This window comes from Bacillus sp. FSL K6-3431 (genome assembly GCF_038002605.1).
Classification (GTDB): Bacteria; Bacillota; Bacilli; order Bacillales; family Bacillaceae_C; genus Lederbergia.
Map to the genome: position 1 here is coordinate 508,847 of NZ_JBBOCT010000001.1, position 20,782 is coordinate 529,628.

A 20,782-nucleotide genomic window follows, 5' to 3' on the forward strand; every position below is an offset into this window, starting at 1 on the left:
ACTCTTACCATTTGTCACAAAACTTCCGTTAATTGCATGGATGTTATATAGGAAACTACTAAATGTTTGCGATTGGGGACTATGTTCACGAACTGGTGTATTCAGAAACCCACTTTTTTACAATGGTTTCTGTTACAGTTACAGTTGCTTGCAACACTTAGAATCTAGTTAAATAGCCCGTTTACAGAAGACTGATCTTAAAACAACTATAACATTTTTGATTCCAAAAACTATGTTTTTTATCTTTGATTACACTAGAAGGAATGAAGTGGTAAACAGTCTGTCATTCATTATGTCAAGGATGGTACATTTCATTGGCCGTAATCAGTCTATAGGAAATAAGAGATCTACTACCAAATGATTGTTGTAATGTGGATGAAATAAAATGACCCTGGTTTAATATAGTGTCCTAAAAAGTTCCCTTAATGAGAAAAGAAGCTAACTACACATATATATCGGTTGTTAGCTTCTTTTATTATCTCATCTGGTATATTGAGATTTTACAAATCTTACTTTTCAAGGGTCTAGTTCGACCCTAAGATTATTAATTATTATCTACGAGTAAAAATGTTTTTTTAGTATGACCTTATCAGTGATCTAATCGACTTGTCATAAAGTCAGAAATCTTGGATTCTACAACTTCAAGGTCAGTCCCTTCCAGAATACTTTTAGGGTGCGGATGAAACCACTGAATTTTTTCATCATGGAAAATACCTTGATAGATATGCCCTTCAATGTTTAGTGTAAATTGATGGCGTTCATGAATTTGGTCTTCGAATAATGTTTTTACTTCAATATTTTGAAACACGCTGAAAACCTCCTCATATATTTACTTACATATTTCTTCTTAAATGATTCTAATATGTGTTGCTTGTATATTTTATATTAACTACTTTTATTGAGAATATAAAAAGGAGAAGATTAAAATTTCATGAGAAAGTCAAAATGAAAAAATAAATTTTATTATAATAATGCCGATATTAAAGATGAAGTTCTTGCCATTTCAAAAAAAGGGTAGAAGAATCCCTATTTGAAATGACTTTTCTTCAGTTGCCATTACGTGTTCATAATCAGAGTTTCTCCTTTTCGTAATATTGTATTTGCTAACTTTACATTTAAACCAAGTTCGAAAAGAGCATCTATTGTAGATTTAATGAAAGATGCATTTTCCTGTTTTCGACCGTCTGAACAAGAAATTAAACCAACACAGTCTCCTTTATTAATGAAATTGTTCAAATGCACTCCTCCTAAAAAACTATCGCTTCTAATACATTATTCGCTACTTAGCAGATCTTCCCTTTTTTTATAAAAGGTCCACTTAAGATTATGTGCTGAATAAAGTATCAACAAAGACAACAATTATTGGATCTGAATCTTATATAGATGTTCAACTCTTTCAACAGAAATGAATAAACTTACTTGTATTAATAGGAGGGTAGATTGTGCTTATTACGCCTTTATGTAGAACAAGGGCTATGGAACAGACAGATAAATCCAATTTAGAGGGACTAATTAATAGTAATAACAAGAGAGGAGCTGACCGGGCAGAATTATTTCAAGAGAAGGGGATGGAAATCACGATTATCCAAAAAAAACTAGTAAAATACAATACTATAAATAAACAAAAAAATTCATTTTCCAACATTTATTCATTATTTACTTTTGTACTATTTAGTTAAGAAAAAATAGGGGGACCTCTGTAAGACTGGTTAAATTATAGAACGATAAGAAGGGGGAGCAAAGAAATATATATTTTTTGTGGGTTATTGTCATATAAATTAGATCCCCTTAAAGGGGGATCTAATTTGTTAAGATAAACGATTTCTAAAATCTTCAAACCCAAATTGTTTAATGACTTTGACTCCATCGTTTACAGTGTTAAGAACGATGGAAGGTAAGTTGATACCATTAAATGTATTGTTTTTCACCATTGAATAGTGGGCCATATCACAAAACACGAGTTTGTCACCTGGATATAAAGGCTGATCGAAAGAATAATCACCAATAACATCACCGGCAAGGCAAGTAGGTCCGCCAAATCTGTAGGTGTGCGCCTTTTCATTGGGCATTCCCGCACCGATGATTTCGGGACGATAGGGCATTTCTAATACATCAGGCATATGGCATGCTGCGGACGTATCTAAAATAGCAATCGGCATGCCATTATCGATCGTATCTAAAACGGTCGCAACAAGAAATCCAGTATTTAGAGCGACAGCTTCACCAGGCTCTAGATACACATCAACACCGTATTTATCCTTCATATACAGGATCGAGCGAATAAGTGTTTCCATATCATAATCTGGTCTAGTGATATGATGCCCACCTCCGAAGTTGATCCATTTCATCTTTTTAAAATATTTTCCAAATTTCTCATCGACAACTTGAACCGTACGCTCAAGCGTATCAGAGTTTTGTTCGCACATCGTGTGAAAATGTAATCCGTCTATTCCATCTAGTTGGTTCGGCTCAAAATTTTCTAATGTGACGCCAAACCTAGAGTGGGCAAAACATGGATTGTACATATCAACTTCGATTTCAGAGTATTCCGGGTTAATACGAAGGCCGCATTCGATCTGTTTCGGATGACTTTTAACTTTCCCCTTGAACTTATTCCATTGCTGAAAAGAATTAAACACAATATGATCCGAATAAGAAAGGATTTCGTCAAAATCGGTATCTGAAAACGCAGGGGCATATGTGTGAACTTCCTTGCCCATTTCTTCATAACCAAGTCTTGCTTCTAGTACGGAGCTTGAAGTTACTCCTTGTAAGTATTCTCCAAGTAATGGATAAACAGAGAACATAGAAAAACCCTTCTGTGCAAGGAGAATTTTACTGCCTGTACGATCTGCAACAGATTTTAGCTTTTCCAAATTTTTAATGAGTAGCCCTTCATCAACGACATAGCATGGAGAGGGTAGGGCCTTCAAATCAATGTTCAAATATAGTTCCCCCTTAGTCGATCAGTTTAGGATCGAAGCTTTCTTGCCACGGTAGACCGTATTTGTTAAGTGCATCCATAAATGGATCTGGATTAAACTCTTCAATATTATAAACGCCTGGCTTCTTCCATTTCCCAGTCATTACCATCATCGCACCAATCATCGCTGGCACGCCAGTTGTATAGGATATCGCTTGTGAGCCAACTTCTGCATAGCATTCTTCATGGACACACACATTGTAAACATAATATGTTTTCGGCTTTCCATCTTTCACACCTTGGAAAATACAACCGATATTTGTTTTCCCTTTTGTTCTAGGTCCAAGGGATGCTGGATCTGGTAGAACGGCTTTTAAAAATTGTAACGGAACAATCTCTTTTCCTTCATAGTTGATTGGTTCAATAGAAGTCATTCCAACGTTTTCAAGTACCTTTAAATGGTTTAAATAGCTTTCTGAGAACGTCATCCAAAAACGAATTTTGTTTACACCTTTAATATTGATTGCCAAAGACTCTAATTCTTCATGATGAAGTAAGTAAATATCTTTTGGTCCAATTTCGGGTAGGTCATACACGCGTTTAATTGACATTGGTTCTGTTTCGATAAACTCGCCATTTTCAAAATAGCTTCCGTTAGCCGTTATTTCCCGAATGTTAATTTCAGGATTGAAGTTTGTTGCAAAAGGATAGCCATGATCGCCTGCATTCGCATCGACAATGTCAATCGAATGAATTTCATCAAAATGATGTTTTTGTGCATGAGCAGAGAATACACCTGTTACACCTGGATCAAAGCCACTTCCAAGTAGGGCAGTAATTCCCGCCTTTTCAAACTTTTCTCTATATGCCCATTGCCATTTATATTCAAATTTCGCCGTATCAATGGGCTCATAGTTAGCTGTGTCCACATAGTCGACTCCAGTAGCAAGACATGCATCCATAATCGTTAAATCTTGATAAGGTAACGCAACGTTAATAACGATATCAGGTTGGAAGCGAGTGATTAATTCAACGAGTTCCTCCACGTTATCAGCATCAACTTGAGCTGTTTGAATTTTAGTACGGCCGCTGTCTAGCTTTGCTTTTAAAGCATCACATTTTGATACAGTACGACTTGCAATACATATTTCTTCAAACACATCAGGAACCTGACAACATTTATGCACAACTACACCGGCAACTCCGCCAGCACCAATAATTAAAGCTTTTCCCATAATTAAACACCACCATAAGTTAATTTTTTATTTTGATTCAATAGCCAAAAGTAATTCCCGTAGCACTTTGCATGCGACAGCTGTAGAAACGCCGCTCTGATCATAGACTGGCGATAGCTCATTCACGTCACAGCCGACAATATTAAGATTGCTTACTGTTAAAATTGCATTTAGAAGCTCCATAAAACTAACACCACCTGCTTCAGGTGTACCTGTTCCAGGGAAAACCGAGGGATCAAGGACATCTAAATCAATCGTAAGATACACAGGTTTCCCTTGTAGTTTTTCAACAACATTCTCTAATCCATTGAAGTTAAATTTATTTGTGTAGACATGACCTTTTCCCCATTTAAATTCACTGCGGTCTCCAGAGCGAATACCAAATTGAAAAATTTTATCGTCTCCAAGTAAATCCCAAACTCTGCGAATTACCGTTGCATGGGAAAGAGATTCTTCAAGATAATCGTCACGTAAGTCTGTATGAGCATCAAATTGGATGACATGTAAATCAGGATATTGTTTTACCATAGATCTAACAGTACCTAACGTGACTAAATGTTCGCCACCGATCATACAGGGGATCTTTCCGTCTGCAAGAACCTGATCAGTAAATGCTTCAATTTGTCCTAAAGCTCTAGACGTATTTCCGAAGCTTAACTCTAAATCTCCACCATCAAATAAAGTAGTATCCTCTAAGTCCTTATCTTGATAAGGGCTATATGTTTCAATCCCAAATGATTCACTACGCATTGTTTTGCTAGCAAAGCGTGTCCCAGGGCGAAATGAAGTAGTAGAGTCAAAGGGGGCACCAAAAATAACAATCTTTGATTCTTCGTATTCATTGTCACACCCAATAAACGTTTCTATATTTTTATTCAACATCTTCCAACTGCTCCTTTACATAGTTTGGAAGGGCAAACGCGCCTACATGGATATCTGTATTGTAATATTTAGTTTTCAATCCAAGTTCATTCCATCTAGCTGCATCTAAATCTTGAATCGGATGAAACTTTTTAGATGCGAAGCCAAAGAGCCAGTGACCAGAAGGGTAGGTAGGCATATGAAACTGATACACTTTGCAAATTGGAAAATACTTTATAATCCGTTGATGTGCTCTTTTCATACTTGCTGCGTCTTCAGCATAAAATGGACTTTCATGCTGATTTACTAGAATCCCATCTTCAGCCAGGGCATGGAAACAATTCCCATAAAATTCTTTTGTAAACAATCCTTCACCAGGGCCAAATGGATCAGTAGAATCTACAATAATTAAATCATATTCATTTTCCTTATTTCGAATAAACTTCAGTCCATCTTCATAGTGGAGTTTCACCCTTGGATCATCTAGTTTTGATGCCGTCTGTGGTAAATATTCCTTGCAGACATCGACGACCATTTTATCAATTTCAACCATATCAATATGCTCAATGGATGGATATTTAGTTAATTCACGAATCGTACCACCATCACCCGCTCCAATAACTAAAACTTTTCTTATCATCGGATTGGTTGCAATTGCCACATGAGTAATCATTTCATGATAGATAAACTCGTCTTTTTCAGTTAGCATTACCAAGCTGTCAAGCGTAAGGATTTTTCCGAATTCTAGAGTTTCCAAAATATCAATCTTTTGAAATTCACTTTTTCCTGTAAAATGCTGTTTTTCGACCTTCATTGAAAATCGAACATTAGACGAATGATCCTCTGTATACCATAAATTCATCGTTCTAACTCCTCCAACACATTAATATTCTCAATATTACTATCTTCCGTTCCTGTTAAAAAGCATCCTTTTTCTTTGGAATAATTAATGTAATCCAAAATTTCCTCGGTAATTCGTTCGCCAGGTGCAAGAATAGGGATGCCCGGAGGATAACACATGACGAACTCACTGCAAATATGACCCGCACTTTCCGAAATAGGAATGGTTTTCTTAGGAGCATAAAATGCCTTTTGAGGAGTTAAGATTACCTGTGGATTGATATATTCATGGTCAATTAATCCGCTTTTATCCTTAGAGTGTCGACGCTTTACTTCAGCCAATGCGGAAACTAAACGTTCTAGATCTAGTTGCCTGTCACCAACAGAGATATATGCAAGCATATTGCCAATATCCCCGAATTCAATTTGGATATCATATTCATCACGAAGAATATCGTAGACTTCAATCCCTGCAAGACCAATATGGAGCGTGTGAACAGAAAGTTTCGTTACATCAAAATCATAGATAGTATCATCGTTAATTAGTTCTTTTGAAAATGCGTAATAACCACCAATTTTATTTATTTCATCTCTTGTGTATTGCGCCATTTCGGCTACTTTTCTAAATATTTCTTTTCCGTGGAGCGCTAAATTTTTTCGCGAAATATCTAGGGATGATAGCAATAAATATGATCCACTTGTTGTTTGTGTCAAATTGATAATCTGACGTGTGTAGCCCTCGCTTACATTATTATTAATTAATAATAATGAGCTTTGAGTCAAAGAACCGCCAGATTTGTGCATACTAACAGAAGCCATATCAGCGCCAACTGACATAGCGGAAGCTGGAAGATTTTCACCAAAATAGAAATGAGTGCCATGTGCTTCATCGACGAGTACAAGCATATCGTGTCGATGTGCTAGATCAGTAATAGCCTTAAGATTCGAACAAATACCATAGTAAGTAGGGTTATTAATGAGAATTGCCTTCGCATCAGGATTCTTCTGAATGGCTTGTTCCACATCTTTTACGGACATTCCTAATGGGATTCCAAGTTCACTATTTACTCCTGGATTCACATATACCGGAACTGCGCCGCTAATAATTAACGCATTAATCGCACTTCGATGGACGTTGCGTGGCATAATAATCTTATCCCCAGCTTTACATGCTGTCATAACCATTGCTTGTACAGCAGAAGTTGTCCCATTTACCATAAAAAAAGCATGCTTTGCCTCAAATGCCTGTGCAGCCAAATTCTCAGCTTCTCTTATGACTGAGACAGGATGGCAAAGGTTATCTAAAGGTTTCATAGAGTTTACATCAACTGAAAGACATTGTTCACCTAAAAAAGCTGCTAATTCATCGTTTCCTCGTCCACGCTTATGACCTGGTACATCAAATGGGACGACCCGCATAGATTTATACAGATCTAACGCCTCAACGATAGGGGCTTTAAGTTGTGAAAGATGTGTCATTTTTATCACCCCTCACTCATTATATATATTAGAACCACTAAAAATTTCGATCATTTCTCTACGTAAACTGTTTGTAATGTTCAGTCTCTCTTTTGGAGGTAACTCATATACATCTGTTTTGAACAGATAGTTTTGTAGATCGATGTCTTTAATCAGCAGTTTCGTATGAAATAAATTATGCTGATACACATTCATATCGATCGCATCATAATTTTGCAATGTAGTATTGTTAATATAATCCTGAATCGACGTTATTTCATGATCCATAAAGAACTTTTTACCTTCAACATTCCGTGTAAATCCGCGCACTCGGTAATCAATAGTAATAATATCTGAATCGAAACTTCCAATCAGATAATCTAGTGCATTCAATGGAGAAATTTTACCACAAGTCGATACGTCTATATCCACTCGAAATGTAGCTATAGAGTTATCTGGATGATACTCAGGATACGTATGCACGGTCACATGGCTTTTATCCAGATGTCCAACTACTGTCTCACGAGTCCTAAAAATCTTCGTCTCAGTGCAATCAGAAGATTCATCCATCAAAGCAACAGGATATGCCTCCTCCGAAATAAGTAGTGTGACACTGGCACCTTGAGGGTCATAATCTTGCTTACTCACGTTTAATACCTGAGCTCCAATAATTTCTGTGACTTTGTACAGAATGTTGGTTAATCTCTCAGAATTATACTGCTCATCAATGTAAGCTATATATTCTCGTTGCTCTCGCTCACTTTTTGCATAGCTAACATCATAAATGTTAAAGCTAAGTGTTTTTGTGAGGTTGTTAAAGCCGTACAATTTCAGCTTATTCTCCAACTCTAACATCACACCTCTCGGTAAAAATAATCTTAATTATATAGCATAGTTTTCCCAAGTCAATAGAATTATTTTTGTTATAAAAATTAAAATCTTTCCATGAAAAAATGAGGTAGGTAAGGGGAAAGAGGAGCGGCAAATATAATCTTGCAAAAAGGTTGGTATGATAGGCGGGAATTACCTCTAACATATGAATAAAAACTTTGGAAAGTGGATTGTAAAATGAGGTTTTAAAGCTTATCAAGCAAAATGACGTATCAACATTGAATTCAGAATTATCTTTATATTGTATGTCGGTCCATCCACAATTAGGATCCATTTTTAAAACTGTTTCAACTTTAACGCCAATCTTTATGGAATATAAAAATATACTTAGCATAATAGTCTAATCCTTTATTATGAGGCTTCGTTTTTCAAGTTTTGAGCAAACAATTTTAAACGAAATCCGTTTTTCCTTTATTGCGTCTTTAATCCAGTAAATATATTGATAAGGAGTGGAGGGAGGGGTGTTTAAATAAGTTCTTAATAAAAACTTTTCAGAAAGTATCCTCGTATAATCACCATTCTATTTCTACAAAAACATTCACCAACAATCTAATATTGAAGGAGAGGATCGAAATGGCTTCATTTATGTGTTCGATTGAATGCCCCAATTGCGGGAGATCTGCTATTGAAGACGATTATTATAAATCAGATGAAAGATATGTGTTTATTGCTATAGATGTGGTGATCTTTATTAGAAAACCACAATGAATGGTGTAAACTTCGAAGTTGATGAGCTAAAAGGCTTTGGTATATTAAATGTAGTTAAAAAAGAAGGAAGGGGAAAAGCGTTCTTTTTTAACAGTCCGATGACTGCGATCCATTAGCGGAATATAAAAAAATACTTTACAGACAATACGAATCAAGAGAACAGCTATTTAATTACATACGAGGAAGGTGTTTTTTCCTGTTTATTAGGTATACCAACGGAAAACTTCCATTTGCCTTTTGAGGAATTCAAGATGAAGATGACAAAAAAGTATGGAAAAGATGGATATGGCTTAGTGCCGATTGAGATATAATTTAATTAAAAATCGAGATCTATCACAATATAAAAAACGTTGTGAAAGATAAAGATCGTTTGATGCAAATCATGGGTATAATTGGTTGGAATTTGTAACCTTCTTCGATCTTTTTTTAAATAATTGTGGGAATTTTTTCTTTTCTGTTTTGCTAATAAAAGCATAAATTTTGAATTCGATGTCCTTTTTTCCTTCGACCAGGGTTTCCGCAGTTAATGAAAAATAGTGTTGCCCGTTTTGGTATAATTTTGAATAATGGATAAAGCGGACGATAAAACGCCATTTTGAATATATTGAGAAGTAATCAAATAAATGAAGGACATTAGAGCGTATGATAAGCTAGAAGAAAACATAAATAAGTAGAGGTGATCCGATGAATACAATCACTCCAAAAGAACTCAATCTGAAAAAAGAACATAACGAAGTTTGTATTCTAGATGTACGTGCAGAAGAAAAGTATGAAAAAGAACATATCAAACTAAAAAATATCCATAGTATCAATGTCCCGAAGTCTCTGATATTTAACTTAGATGATGAGCAGCTGCCATTTACTTTACCAAAAGATCAAGAATTTGTTGTTACATGTACAACTGGAAATTCTGCTAAAAAGTGTGCAGCTATCTTGGAGAATAAAGGGTATAACGTTACATTACTTGAAGGCGGAATCTCCGCTTGGAAAGAGTATCATGGTAAAGAGGAGAATCTTTGAATTAAAGCTGTCATTGCGATGGCTTTTTTAATCGGCCGATTGTAATGACCTTATTCTGTTTAAAAGAGAGTGGCGTTGTTCTTAACATGTTGCACATATCTGTAAGGGTTATCGCTTTATCTGACCTCACTTGTTATCTATTTCATATTACTATCAGGACTCCTCAAATAAAGGGGAGAAGTGCTACAGAACAGTGTCTCTACCCTTGAGCAAGTTGAACTCAGAAGAATAAATCAATCTCTTCTTATTCGAGGAAAAGACGAGAAGAACCCCAATATTCTCTTTCTTCATGTTGGCCCGGGTTATCCGTAAATTGCTTATGCCTGAACTGGAGAGAGCGTTTTTATTGTTGTTCATTGAGGTCAACACGGATATCGAAGATTATCATATTTCATAATAAAAGGTATCATGACAAAATACCATCCAAGAGAAGTTACTAAATTGTTCTAAATGTATTCTTGGAAACAATCGAAAAACGGCAATTCGATAAAGCTCCTGAGTTGCCTGTGAATCTATTTTTGTTTATTCATTCCTTTTTGTTTTTTTCTTCTAAAAGATTCATCCGAAATGTAATTAAGAATCAAGATTGTTTTTTCTATTAGTCCCATCTCACGTATGGTTGTAGCTAAGCTGTTTTGTCTTGAATAAGAACCTAATCCTCTCATAATCAAGGATGCTGAGACTGTTCCTTCTCTTTTTGAATGAGCTAATCGTAAAACATCCTCATAATTTTCTTTAATGACTTTTTATTTATTTGTCCACGTAAAATAGCTTCTAGTTTTGGATACTCACTTGCTTTATCTATTGTAAATAATTTAGAATCCTCCATGAATGAGCATGAAACAGTGTAGTCTTTCAAGGGGTTGCAGTAGCATGTAGATGAAGAGAGGATGAACAGGGGCACGACTCCGACTATACAACATATATGTAGTCCAGCACAAAAATGCTTCTTTTGAGTAATCAGTCTTCTTGGACTAACAGGCGCCTTTCTTAAAGTAAGAAGGCGTCTTTTGGTATTTGGCCAAATTAATTTAAGAGGATAATAAAATAAAGATATGATGACAAATGAATAGAAATGGTTACCTTATGACTAAAATAAAATTTGACAAGACACCAAATGGTGTTGTATTCTAAAAAAACGAATAAGACACCATTCTGTGTCGCTTTGAGTCATGCAGAACAGGGGGAGAGTGATATTGAACAGGACAAGACCAATTAGAGATGTATATGATGCTGTTGCCGATCCAACAAGGCGAAAATTACTTCGAATGTTGACAGATGTTGAAGAATTACCCCTACATGAAATAACGGTTCATTTTCAAATGGGTCGTACAGCAGTTTCTAAACATTTGGCTATCCTTAAAGAGGCTGATCTCGTAATTGCTCGGAAGGTTGGTAGAGAAACGAGGTATCGGTTGAATGCCACTCCATTGAAAGAAATTCAAGATTGGGTATCTTTTTACGAAGGATTCTGGATAGAAAGAATGGCTAAATTAAAACTTTTATTGGAGGAAAAAAAATGAAATCGGATGTATCATTAGATTTTCAATTTACAAGTTCAATCGAGCAGGTGTGGAACGCTTTAACAGATTCGGATACTCTTGCGAAATGGATATGGAATAATAATTTCAAACCGATTGTTGGTTATAAATTTCAGTTTCGGACTGAGCCTAGCGATTGGTGGGATGGTATTGTAGATGGCGAGGTGCTCGAAGTGGACGGGCCTAATAAATTATCATACACTTGGGTAAGTGCCGGAGAAACCACTACTGTTACATGGACTTTGAAAAAAGGTTCAGATGGAATTATCCAACTACATTTCGATCAAACTGGATTTAGTGAAGCAACTAAAGCTCGCGAGGGAGCAATTGAGGGAGCTAAATATGCTTGGATGAATATGGGTAATCAGCTCGAAAAAGTGTTAGCAGAACTGTAAAAAAGATTTCTTCGTCTTCTATGATGCCTGCTTTTCAGGACCAACCTTTTGAGTAGCCACTTGAATTTATCAATCAAATAGAAGTTGATAATGATTAATATTAATCGTTTTATACAAATAAACCATTCTTCAATAATATGGCGCAATTCCGTAGGAAGAATTGTGCTCTTTCTTTATGTAAGGACGCATTACTGAAGCAAGAAAGGGCGCCCTACTTATTTCTCACCATATGGGATAACAGAAATTAAAAATAAACGAGCAATTATCTGGAATACAAGTGCAGCCAGTATTCTTTAAACGATCTTCTACAATCGGGCGCTTTTCCGGAACACGGAAAGCGTCATTTTTAATGGAATAATAGATTGAGTAAATAACAAGTTTTAATAATTGTAATTTAGCAAACGTGGCAGGACGGTTGTAGAAGCTTTTATAATAAACTTAAGAGTTAAGTAAATACTTTGTGGGGTGTCGTTGAAAAAAGGACCACTAAACGTTGGATTTGATCCATGAAATTGTTTCTTCAAAACGGTATAAGTGAATATATAACAAGAAATTTAGAAATCTTCGTCTACAGTTAGTATGATTTTGTCGATTCGAAAAAAACTGAAGAAATTCATTTGAAGTTGTACTAGCATGGCAATACTAAATTTAATGAATGGAGAGGATATCCGATGAAAATAAATCAATTAATTGCTAACAATATTAACCGTTTAGATGCCGTCTTGCCGGAAGATCAATCGTTAGGAATTGCTGGATTGTCCGGATCTGGTAAAACAACTTTTAGTCAAACAATTGGTGAAGAATCCAAGAAGCGTCTCGTTTCCTTATTGCCAAAGGCTGAATATCAGTATTTATTTCCCAATATTATGGAAACTAATTTCAGTGCCATCAAGATGGAAGAGATGCCTTTAGTTCTTTTTCTAGGGAGATCATCTATTTCTTCTAATCCACGTTCAACGATTGGCACCCATACCGGCGTTTTTAAAGAGATTCGTGAGAGGCTTGCAGAAAACTTTCATCTTTCGCCAGAAGTGTTTTCATTTAATAATGAATTAGGCTGGTGTCCTAAGTGTAAAGGACGCGGTACTACCAAAAATGTCGAATGTAAAAAGTGTGAGGGCAGGCGTTATAACCCGGAAGTTGAGCAATATAAGATAGAATTATGGAATCAAACACATAGTATTTCCGATATCAACAATTTAAGTATTGAATCGATACATTCCCTTTCAGAGGAATTACATATTAGTGAAGCGAAACAACGTATTCTTAAAAATATTATCAATATGAATATTGGTTACTTAACATTAAATCGGATCATGGGTACATTGTCAGGAGGAGAATTAACACGGCTTTACTTGGCAGAATTCATGGCAGCAAGTCAAAATACCGTGATTATTATTGATGAAATCTCCGTAGGTCTTGATCACCAAACACTTTTGAAAATTTTAGAAGAGATTAAACAATTAGGCTATAAGAACCAAATTTGGCTCATTGATCATTCTGACACGGTGCTCGATATAATTGATGAGCAATTGTTCTTTGGACCTGGCAGTGGGAAATACGGTGGAAAAATTGTGGAAGAATCACCACGCCCACAACCAATAACTTGGGAACGAAATGAAGCAATGCCTACAGAATTCTATAAATTTCATGATCTATATTGCCGTAATATTCAAATGGCTGAAATTCAGATTCCAAAAAATAGACTTGTCACCGTGACGGGTGAGTCTGGATGTGGTAAATCTACACTTGTCAATGAGTGTATAGCCAAAGATTTTCAAAAGCGATATCCAAAAGATAAACTGGTAATGGTAGGGCAAGATCGAAACCAATCGATTACCAGTCGGTCAACCGTTGCGACATTTCTCGATATTAAAAGGAAACTCACAAAATATAGTGAAGAGATTGATGATATTTTTCAGCGCTCGATTGAAGATATTATTGATGAACTGCCAAAGGAAGACATCGCTCATAAACGCTTGAGCTTATTGATCAAACTTGGACTAGGTTATTTAACATTAGAAAGAAAAACACAAACATTATCGACTGGTGAATTTCAATGTGTTCATTTAGTTTCGGAGCTGTTTGCTAACTCAAGAAACCCACACACTTTTTTTATTTTTGACGAGCCTTCAAAAGGTTTATCACAAAATATTTTAAATCAATTCATTGATAGTATCAGAGGCATTCTGCAAGATGAATCAGTTTCAATCATGATGATTGAACATAATGCCTATATGATGGAAAGTTCTGATTTTATCGTTGATTTTGGTAAAAGAAAGAATGAACCTGTCACGCATCTTGATGTTTTCAGTCATGATGATTATTATCGTCTTAAAAATAGGGAAGATATCGCTGCTCCATCGCCTATTTCTTCTAGTCTTAAGCAACAAAATGGCATTACCTATTTAAAAGAAAATCATATCGACTATTTTAAAAATGCTGAAAACATTTATAAGGGCGGCATCTTAAAAAGCTTATCATCAATGGCCCGTCTGATTTATGGTGAATACGAATCTGAAACAATTGCACCGGTCATCGCCATTGATCTTGAAAGACACTTGTATAGCCAATATAGTTTTCTCTATGAAATTGGTGGCTTGATCAACCATATGGTGGCTGCTCATCCGACCAATAAAGATACGAACAGCTTTGATTTCTTTTCTCAGGACAATCATTGTCCATCATGCTCGGGCCGTCTTGAGATTGAAATATTTGATAAGGATCTTGTGATTCAGGACAAAAATCTTCCATTCTGGGATGGTCTATTCTATCCAGAAATAATGGAAGTATTAAAATTTTATCAATACCCAAAATTAGAATTTCTATTTGAAGAAATTAAGAATGAGCTCGGGTTTGACCTGACGAAAAGCTATAATGAGATGTCAGAGGAAGAAAAGCATACATTTTGGTACGGGTATTTTGACAAGTCATTTTATGATAAGAAAAGCAAGGCGCGTAGAACATGGGTAGGTTTTAATACCATCCTTGGTATGTATATTGTCGTTTCAAAATCAATGATTAAAGAGCAAATGAAAGCTTCTAAAGAAAGGATTACATGTCCAATTTGTGAGGGTACTGTTTTAAACCACCATAAACCGCTTAAATTTGGAGACACAGATATTCGTGAAATGATCAATCAGCCGATTGACCAAGTATTGAAAATAGTAGCTGATATACCTGCACTCGTCAAACTGAAATCTATTGTAGGTGGCGATATGATTTTGACAGAAGATATCTCTTTACTGCCTAGGAAAACACAAGTCTTCTTAAAAATGTTTGAATTAGAACAAGCAAGCTTTACGGGTTATGAAATGGTATTACAAAATATCTTACCATTCTGGGACACACTCAAAGATAATATCGAATCCATTAGCAACAATAATCAAGTGACCATCTGTGATTTTCCTTATATCAATGAAACAAGAGAAACTATCATAGATAAGTATTTCACAAATGGAAAATACAAAAAACTAACATATGTTTATGAAGCATTTGGTTACAAGAAAATTGTCACCCAAATTAATAAGATTAAAAAAAGTCATCCATGCCCATTCTGTAAAGGAAAGAAAGTCATTACAGAAGATAATCTACATGACGGCGTATTTAAATTAACGATACCTTGTGTAAGTTGTAATGCAAGTGGTATCAATGATGAAGGACTTCAGGAAGTTGTCGAAGGCATAGCAGTAGAAACATGGCTCACTGGTAAAGTAAGTGATGTTGTTGATGAAAGCTTATATAATGAGGCTGTTGTTGATATACCAATCTTCAATCGTATTCGTGAGTTAAATAAACGAGATTTGATGGCGGTTTATCAATGCCTTGAGCAAAATAATTAAAGTAGAATTATTAAAACAAGCCATATTTTAAAACAAAGCTAGATGTCAGCTAGGGATATAAAACTCATTTGCAATAATTAATTGCAAATGAGTTTTTATGCTTTTCTGAAGAGGAGCTTGTTGGTTTAAAAGATTACTAAAAAGTGCTAATCTAGATAGACAAAAGACCGGAGAGAATCTACTTATTATCTAAGCATGCTAATCAAAGTAAAAGTCATTATGAATGCATTCAATCTATTGTCATTATAACTAAAAGGAGCAGCTGCTTTAGGAATATTGCAATTGTTTTTCGTTTTTTAACTACTAAAATCTCCGTTGTACTTGTTACATATCACTACAGAATGTGAAATATAACATGAAAATATTACTATCCAAATCCTGTTACCATTTACTCACAATTTAAAGTATAATTTACCTTAACAAAATAGTTCTACAAAACTGCTTTAACGAAAGAAGTGATACATATGAAAGATCATCTAATACATATGAGTGATAAGCTAAACAACATAAACAAACGAAATCGCTCCATTCGCTTATTGAAGGTCTATCAGAAATGGAGCTTTGACCTTGCAAATTTAGATTCCATATTAGGAAAATACAATTGATGATAAAGCAGCAGAAGATGAAGAATTTAGAACCCTTTATAATGAATTAATGGCACGTGATCTAGATGAACGGCTATTTGTCAAAAACATTGAAAACGTACAGGGGGATGAGCGAGGTATCATCATTTTCTCCATTGGCTATGCAAAAGATGAAGAAGGAAAAATGTACAACCGCTTTGGGACGCTTAACCAAAAAGGCGGTGAAAATCGATTAAACGTAGCGGTTACCCGTGCAAAAGAGGGGACTATCGTGGTTTCTAGTATCGAACCAGAAGATCTAAATGTAGCCAACGCATCCGAACGCGGGCCGAAGCTATTAAAGTCTTACTTGAAATATGCAAGAGCCGTTTCTGGTGGAAAGATAGAAGACATCCATGCAGTGATCCGAGAGATTAACGAAACTGTAAGTACACACGTTGTACAACAAACGCTTATTCGATTCCTCATTTGAAGAACAAGTGTACGAACAGCTAAGGAATTCGGGATATGAAATCACCACACAAGTAGGAATGTCCGGCTATAGAATCGATATGGAGGTCGTCCATCCAAAAGATCATTCCAGATACATTCTTGGCATAGAATGTGACGGGGCTATGTATCACAGTTCCCCAAGCGCTAAAGAACGAGATGTTTACCGCCAAAGTTTTTTAGATTCAAGAGGCTGGACAATCGAACGAATCTGGACCAGAAATTGGTGGAAGAATCCTGTAAATGAGATAGAGCGTATTGATCAGAGAATTAAGGAGTTAGTTCGGAATGAAGAGAGTCGGGATGTGTTGAAGGAACGACATGTGCCGGATAGAATATGAAGTTAATTTAGTGAGATGGATAATAAAACCCTTTACTTGTATGTAAGGAACGCATACATAATAAGTAAAGGGTAAGATGCAGTTTAAACTATTTCCTTCCTATAATGGGGATTTTTTGTTAAATGGCTAACCAAAAGTTAGATTTTGACTTTTGGTTAGTCTCTTTTTTAGTCTATTTCACTAAAAACGCATGCCATTTGTTTAATCGCTTTTTCTCATAATAAAACTCAGATGTCTTCCACTTTGTTTGTCTTGACGATAGGAGAAGCCATTTACGTCTAAGTGTGTGCAAGTTTGATCAATCGTAATATGATCTGTCGGGATTCCAGCTAGTTCACATTGTCTTTTTACAGTTTGTTGATTATCAATATGATATTTGTTCGTTTGATAATTGTAATACATAAAATCATCCGCATAGCCAAGGTTTTTAAATTTAAAATATACATCTTCATCGACTTCAAATTTCTCCTGACTTAGCGACATCCCAATCTGGACATGTAAATCACTGGGATTACAATGTTCAACTTTAGTTAGATGCTCAAAAACTTTCCATGTGATTTCTTTAACTGTACCTTGCCATCCCGAATGAATCACGCCAATAAGGCCATTCACCTTATTGTAAAAAATAACTGGGACACAATCGGCAGAGAAGCTGCATAACACCAGATTTGGCTCATACGTATATAGGGCATCTGTATCCTCAATAGCTGAATCCATTTGTTCAGCACCTCGTCCTTTGTCATCAAGGGTTACCCGGTGGAAATTCGAGCTATGCGTTTGATTGGCACAAACAAAATCATCCAGCCCACAATGTAGGGAAGTAGCCAATTTCTTACGATTGTCTATTATATCCTCGGGAGTTTCACAGGCATGAAGCGCCATATTGTTGTTTTCAAGTTTAGCTCCATCTTTAATGGTCATCCCTGCTATGAGTGTCTCATTATTTAAGTAAATATTTGTTTTCATATCATCACCTTGTTTTAATATATTGTAGTTTCCTGCTGATGTATAGGCATGAAGCGCTGGTTTTCTAGAATGAGTCGGGCTAATGTCCTTCTTATTGTTTGAACGTTGTATTTTCTGTGCGTTGTAGCCGCTGTCGAGCGGAGACGTAGTCTGCCGTAATCGGAATATGTTTCATTGCCTTTCCCAAGCCATATAGAGGCATATTCCCATATAATGATTCGTAATGCCCTGAGTTCAATTCATATGTTTCGTGATAAATTCCGACAGCGTCATTGTTACCTATTTTATGATTGAAATTCTTCCAAGCAGTCAAATGCTTCTTACCCTTCGCATAAGCCAGCAGATCTTCTGTCGAACGCCAATATTGGATCATGACTGTCGTTCTAAGACCAAAATAGCTTTCCATGGACAAAAAGCCTAACGCTTCCTTGTTAGTATATAGCTCTTTAATCATTCCAGGCATGGCAGTAAAAACTGGAAGCCACTTGTGAATCGCTAATCGCTTGTTAACCCGCATCCCAATAAGAAACACGACAATCTTATCATTATTCTCAGTTGTGTAGCGCCCAGTATAAATCTGTTTAGCCATTTTCTATTCCTCCTCTTTGGAAAACTGTTCCATAGTTGTATCACACCATTCTATCGCTGCCTTTGTTATTCGTTTTCCATAATCTAAGGTAAACAGCCAATACTTCACATCTTCCTTGTTATGTTTGTTGGTGGAAATCATTTGTTCAATGTTTTTATACGTTTGGTAATTCGCTTCTAATTTTTGTTTATAATCTCCTAGATGAATTAACGTATTTTCTTTGGATTGATGACGTCCAAAAAATAATTTAAGTAAAATCTCATTTCGTTCAATTGGCACTTGCTCGATTGGTTTTACCAGCCAGCTTTTTAATGTTTCTTTCCCTTTTGGTGTGAGGTAATACTCATTTCGATCTGGCTTTCCCTTTTGTGATGAAGTACGAACTGTGGCTAAATCCTCCTCGACAATTAATTTTAGTGTTGGATAAATCTGGCCATAGCTGATCTTCCAGAAATGATTTAAGCTTTGATCAATTAGCTGCTTAATTGCATATCCAGACTTACATTCGGTCGTTAATATTCCAAGAATCGCATAAGTCGTATGATTATATTTCTTCAACGAGATCCTCCTATCTAAATGATATATATCTATATGATATATGATATAATAAATTCCTACAATAAAAAGAGGGAATTTTTTTAAAAGTGCATAATTCCCGAATTATTCAGTAAATGCGATTTGCCTACCAAATTCTTAGCATACTTAGTGTGGAACAAAATGAAAACTGGAAAGAAAACAGTGATATTTGTTATATAGACGAAATTGAAAAAAACCATTAGATTTCATTCTTATGAAATCTGTTCTTGATATGTCATTAAACATTTGATACATTATTGTAAATCATTGGAACTATCAAAAAGTGGAGGGATTTCTTATGGGGGCTAAGGTTGCAAAAGACAGAGCAACATTACTTAATTCAAGTATTATCGATGCACGAACGCTTAAGAAGTCACATAAAAGATTGGCTGAAATTTTAAAACCTGGAATGAGCGTCCTTGATGTAGGATGTGGGACAGGAGCAATTACATCTGGAATCGCAGAAGTGGTCGGTCCGAATGGCCGTGTAGTCGGAATAGATAATAACCAAGATTTGATAGAAAAGGCTAGTCATATGCACAAAGATAATCCAATAATATCTTTTGAAATTGGTGATGTATATAATTTACCTTTCCATAATGAATTTGATATAGTAACCTCCGCCAGAGTGCTTCAATGGCTATCTGAACCACAAGAAGCTTTACAACAAATGGTTCAAGCAGTTAAAAGTAACGGTAAAGTTCTAGTTCTTGATTATAATCATACAAAAGTATCGTGGGAACCTGATATTCCTGAGACGATGCAATACTTTTATGATACCTTTTTGGGTTGGCGCTCTGATGCAGGTATGGACAATGAAGTAGCGGAGCATCTTCCAAAAATGTTTAGTAACCTGGGGCTTTCAGATATCAAAACAACGGTACAAAATGAATGGACACAATATACAGACAGTGATTTTCAAACACATATTACAATTTGGGCAGACGTTGCTAAAGTCAAAGGAATCCAAATGGTTGCCGATGGATTTATTAATGAAAGTCGGCGGGCACAAGCTGAAAAAGACTTTCGAAAATGGATTAATGATTCTGCTAAATCACAAATAATGTATTTATTAGCAGTAGAGGGAACTAAGAATAAATAATAATAAGGGTGGGAATTCATGATATTGGAAGCTGTTATTCTCCATGTTAAACAAGGCGCGGAGCAAGAATACGAAGAAGCATTTAGTGCGGCATCTAATATTATTTCATCTATGAGTGGTTATAAATCACATGAATTACAGCGTTGCATTGAAATAGAGGGGAAATATTTACTATTAATCAGGTGGGAAACGCTAGAAGACCATATGATTGGGTTTAGGGAATCTAATGAATACCAAGAATGGAGAAAACAATTGCACCATTATTATGATCCATTCCCAGTTGTTGAACATTTTGAACAAGTAGATCTTTCGTAGGGTATAGCAGCGTTCTCACAATATGTGGCAACGCTGCTATACAAGTTTCAGTGAGGCACTTTATGTATAGAAAATTGAATATCAAACCAAGAAGCTGATTTATGCC

The 20,782-nt window shown here is 35.7% G+C and carries 21 protein-coding genes and 1 pseudogene; 10 read left to right on the top strand and 12 right to left on the bottom strand.

Annotation, left to right across the window (positions count from 1 at the left end):
* Window positions 1-589 precede the first annotated feature (589 nt).
* Together MHB53_RS02490 and MHB53_RS02495 are read right to left on the bottom strand one after the other, a co-directional pair.
* Window positions 590-808 carry a hypothetical protein gene (locus tag MHB53_RS02490; protein WP_340915566.1) on the bottom strand — a complete coding sequence of 73 codons (219 nt, stop codon included), beginning with the start codon at window positions 806-808 and terminating at the stop codon, window positions 590-592.
* Window positions 809-1,056: 248 nt separating this feature from the next.
* On the bottom strand, window positions 1,057-1,236 hold the full coding sequence (locus tag MHB53_RS02495) for a hypothetical protein (RefSeq protein ID WP_340915568.1): 180 nt from the start codon (window positions 1,234-1,236) through the stop codon (window positions 1,057-1,059).
* A 206-nt stretch (window positions 1,237-1,442) separates the two neighbouring features.
* Between MHB53_RS02495 and MHB53_RS02500 the strand changes: the two genes are divergently transcribed.
* Window positions 1,443-1,679 (top strand): hypothetical protein, encoded by a 237-nt coding sequence (locus tag MHB53_RS02500; protein WP_340915570.1) that lies wholly within the window; start codon window positions 1,443-1,445, stop codon window positions 1,677-1,679.
* A gap of 129 nt (window positions 1,680-1,808) precedes the next feature.
* Here MHB53_RS02500 and nspC read toward each other — a convergent pair whose 3' ends face one another.
* The 6 genes from nspC to speD are packed head-to-tail and all read right to left on the bottom strand — an operon-like array spanning window position 1,809 to window position 8,172.
* Window positions 1,809-2,945, bottom strand: coding sequence for a carboxynorspermidine decarboxylase (gene nspC, locus MHB53_RS02505; RefSeq protein WP_340915571.1), 1,137 nt, complete (start codon window positions 2,943-2,945; stop codon window positions 1,809-1,811).
* Between the two features lie 13 nt (window positions 2,946-2,958).
* The gene (locus tag MHB53_RS02510) at window positions 2,959-4,158 is read right to left on the bottom strand and encodes a saccharopine dehydrogenase family protein (RefSeq protein WP_340915573.1); all 1,200 of its coding nucleotides are present in this window, start codon (window positions 4,156-4,158) and stop codon (window positions 2,959-2,961) included.
* A 27-nt stretch (window positions 4,159-4,185) separates the two neighbouring features.
* A complete protein-coding gene (gene speB, locus MHB53_RS02515; protein ID WP_340915576.1) occupies window positions 4,186-5,040 on the bottom strand; it encodes an agmatinase in 855 nt (284 codons plus the stop codon).
* Window positions 5,030-5,881 carry a polyamine aminopropyltransferase gene (gene speE / locus MHB53_RS02520; RefSeq protein WP_340915578.1) on the bottom strand — a complete coding sequence of 284 codons (852 nt, stop codon included), beginning with the start codon at window positions 5,879-5,881 and terminating at the stop codon, window positions 5,030-5,032. Before speE ends, speB begins: the two co-directional genes overlap by 11 nt.
* Complete coding sequence (locus MHB53_RS02525) at window positions 5,878-7,338, bottom strand: aminotransferase class I/II-fold pyridoxal phosphate-dependent enzyme (protein WP_340915580.1); 1,461 nt, start codon at window positions 7,336-7,338, stop codon at window positions 5,878-5,880. The genes speE and MHB53_RS02525 overlap by 4 nt, the downstream gene beginning before the upstream one ends.
* A 12-nt stretch (window positions 7,339-7,350) precedes the next feature.
* Window positions 7,351-8,172, bottom strand: a complete 822-nt coding sequence (gene speD, locus MHB53_RS02530) for an adenosylmethionine decarboxylase (protein ID WP_340915581.1) — start codon at window positions 8,170-8,172, stop codon at window positions 7,351-7,353.
* A 609-nt stretch (window positions 8,173-8,781) separates the two neighbouring features.
* On the opposite strand from speD, the gene MHB53_RS02535 reads away from it, so the two are divergent.
* Window positions 8,782-8,916 carry a hypothetical protein gene (locus tag MHB53_RS02535; RefSeq protein WP_340915583.1) on the top strand — a complete coding sequence of 45 codons (135 nt, stop codon included), beginning with the start codon at window positions 8,782-8,784 and terminating at the stop codon, window positions 8,914-8,916.
* 684 nt (window positions 8,917-9,600) lie between these two features.
* Window positions 9,601-9,936, top strand: a complete 336-nt coding sequence (locus tag MHB53_RS02540; RefSeq protein WP_340915585.1) for a rhodanese-like domain-containing protein — start codon at window positions 9,601-9,603, stop codon at window positions 9,934-9,936.
* Between the two features lie 521 nt (window positions 9,937-10,457).
* On the opposite strand, the pseudogene MHB53_RS02545 reads toward MHB53_RS02540, so the two are convergent.
* Window positions 10,458-10,765: pseudogene (locus MHB53_RS02545) on the bottom strand (Tn3 family transposase); the annotation flags it as partial.
* Between the two features lie 367 nt (window positions 10,766-11,132).
* Between MHB53_RS02545 and MHB53_RS02550 the strand changes: the two are divergent.
* From MHB53_RS02550 to MHB53_RS02570, 5 genes are all read left to right on the top strand, one after another.
* Entirely contained in the window at window positions 11,133-11,459 is a 327-nt protein-coding gene (locus tag MHB53_RS02550) for an ArsR/SmtB family transcription factor (protein WP_340915587.1), read from the top strand.
* Window positions 11,456-11,872 (top strand): SRPBCC family protein, encoded by a 417-nt coding sequence (locus tag MHB53_RS02555; protein ID WP_340915589.1) that lies wholly within the window; start codon window positions 11,456-11,458, stop codon window positions 11,870-11,872. Before MHB53_RS02550 ends, MHB53_RS02555 begins: the two co-directional genes overlap by 4 nt.
* 671 nt (window positions 11,873-12,543) lie before the next feature.
* Window positions 12,544-15,714, top strand: a complete 3,171-nt coding sequence (locus MHB53_RS02560; protein ID WP_340915590.1) for an ATP-binding cassette domain-containing protein — start codon at window positions 12,544-12,546, stop codon at window positions 15,712-15,714.
* 654 nt (window positions 15,715-16,368) lie between these two features.
* Window positions 16,369-16,770 carry an AAA domain-containing protein gene (locus MHB53_RS02565; RefSeq protein WP_340915591.1) on the top strand — a complete coding sequence of 134 codons (402 nt, stop codon included), beginning with the start codon at window positions 16,369-16,371 and terminating at the stop codon, window positions 16,768-16,770.
* Window positions 16,771-16,777: 7 nt separating this feature from the next.
* Window positions 16,778-17,128, top strand: a complete 351-nt coding sequence (locus tag MHB53_RS02570; RefSeq protein ID WP_340915592.1) for a DUF559 domain-containing protein — start codon at window positions 16,778-16,780, stop codon at window positions 17,126-17,128.
* A gap of 201 nt (window positions 17,129-17,329) precedes the next feature.
* Here MHB53_RS02570 and pgeF read toward each other — a convergent pair whose 3' ends face one another.
* From pgeF to MHB53_RS02585, 3 genes are all read right to left on the bottom strand, one after another.
* Complete coding sequence (pgeF, locus tag MHB53_RS02575; RefSeq protein WP_340915593.1) at window positions 17,330-18,094, bottom strand: peptidoglycan editing factor PgeF; 765 nt, start codon at window positions 18,092-18,094, stop codon at window positions 17,330-17,332.
* Between the two features lie 91 nt (window positions 18,095-18,185).
* Window positions 18,186-18,683 (bottom strand): DUF4188 domain-containing protein, encoded by a 498-nt coding sequence (locus MHB53_RS02580; RefSeq protein WP_340915594.1) that lies wholly within the window; start codon window positions 18,681-18,683, stop codon window positions 18,186-18,188.
* Between the two features lie 3 nt (window positions 18,684-18,686).
* Window positions 18,687-19,241 (bottom strand): PadR family transcriptional regulator, encoded by a 555-nt coding sequence (locus tag MHB53_RS02585; RefSeq protein ID WP_340915595.1) that lies wholly within the window; start codon window positions 19,239-19,241, stop codon window positions 18,687-18,689.
* A gap of 316 nt (window positions 19,242-19,557) precedes the next feature.
* Here MHB53_RS02585 and MHB53_RS02590 point away from each other — a divergent pair, with 316 nt between their 5' ends.
* Window positions 19,558-20,361 carry a methyltransferase domain-containing protein gene (locus MHB53_RS02590; protein WP_340915596.1) on the top strand — a complete coding sequence of 268 codons (804 nt, stop codon included), beginning with the start codon at window positions 19,558-19,560 and terminating at the stop codon, window positions 20,359-20,361.
* Window positions 20,362-20,379: 18 nt separating this feature from the next.
* The gene (locus MHB53_RS02595; protein ID WP_340915597.1) at window positions 20,380-20,676 is read left to right on the top strand and encodes an antibiotic biosynthesis monooxygenase family protein; all 297 of its coding nucleotides are present in this window, start codon (window positions 20,380-20,382) and stop codon (window positions 20,674-20,676) included.
* Window positions 20,677-20,782: the final 106 nt, after the last annotated feature.

Coding starts and splice junctions, on each gene's coding strand:
- MHB53_RS02510 (WP_340915573.1), bottom strand. CDS start 4,158: ATGGGAAAAGCTTTAATTATTGGTGCTGGCGGAGTTGCCGGTGTAGTT.
- speB (WP_340915576.1), bottom strand. CDS start 5,040: ATGTTGAATAAAAATATAGAAACGTTTATTGGGTGTGACAATGAATAC.
- speE (WP_340915578.1), bottom strand. CDS start 5,881: ATGAATTTATGGTATACAGAGGATCATTCGTCTAATGTTCGATTTTCA.
- MHB53_RS02525 (WP_340915580.1), bottom strand. CDS start 7,338: ATGACACATCTTTCACAACTTAAAGCCCCTATCGTTGAGGCGTTAGAT.
- speD (WP_340915581.1), bottom strand. CDS start 8,172: ATGTTAGAGTTGGAGAATAAGCTGAAATTGTACGGCTTTAACAACCTC.
- MHB53_RS02535 (WP_340915583.1), top strand. CDS start 8,782: ATGGCTTCATTTATGTGTTCGATTGAATGCCCCAATTGCGGGAGATCT.
- MHB53_RS02540 (WP_340915585.1), top strand. CDS start 9,601: ATGAATACAATCACTCCAAAAGAACTCAATCTGAAAAAAGAACATAAC.
- MHB53_RS02555 (WP_340915589.1), top strand. CDS start 11,456: ATGAAATCGGATGTATCATTAGATTTTCAATTTACAAGTTCAATCGAG.
- MHB53_RS02560 (WP_340915590.1), top strand. CDS start 12,544: ATGAAAATAAATCAATTAATTGCTAACAATATTAACCGTTTAGATGCC.
- MHB53_RS02565 (WP_340915591.1), top strand. CDS start 16,369: ATGGCACGTGATCTAGATGAACGGCTATTTGTCAAAAACATTGAAAAC.
- pgeF (WP_340915593.1), bottom strand. CDS start 18,094: ATGAAAACAAATATTTACTTAAATAATGAGACACTCATAGCAGGGATG.
- MHB53_RS02580 (WP_340915594.1), bottom strand. CDS start 18,683: ATGGCTAAACAGATTTATACTGGGCGCTACACAACTGAGAATAATGAT.
- MHB53_RS02590 (WP_340915596.1), top strand. CDS start 19,558: ATGGGGGCTAAGGTTGCAAAAGACAGAGCAACATTACTTAATTCAAGT.
- MHB53_RS02595 (WP_340915597.1), top strand. CDS start 20,380: ATGATATTGGAAGCTGTTATTCTCCATGTTAAACAAGGCGCGGAGCAA.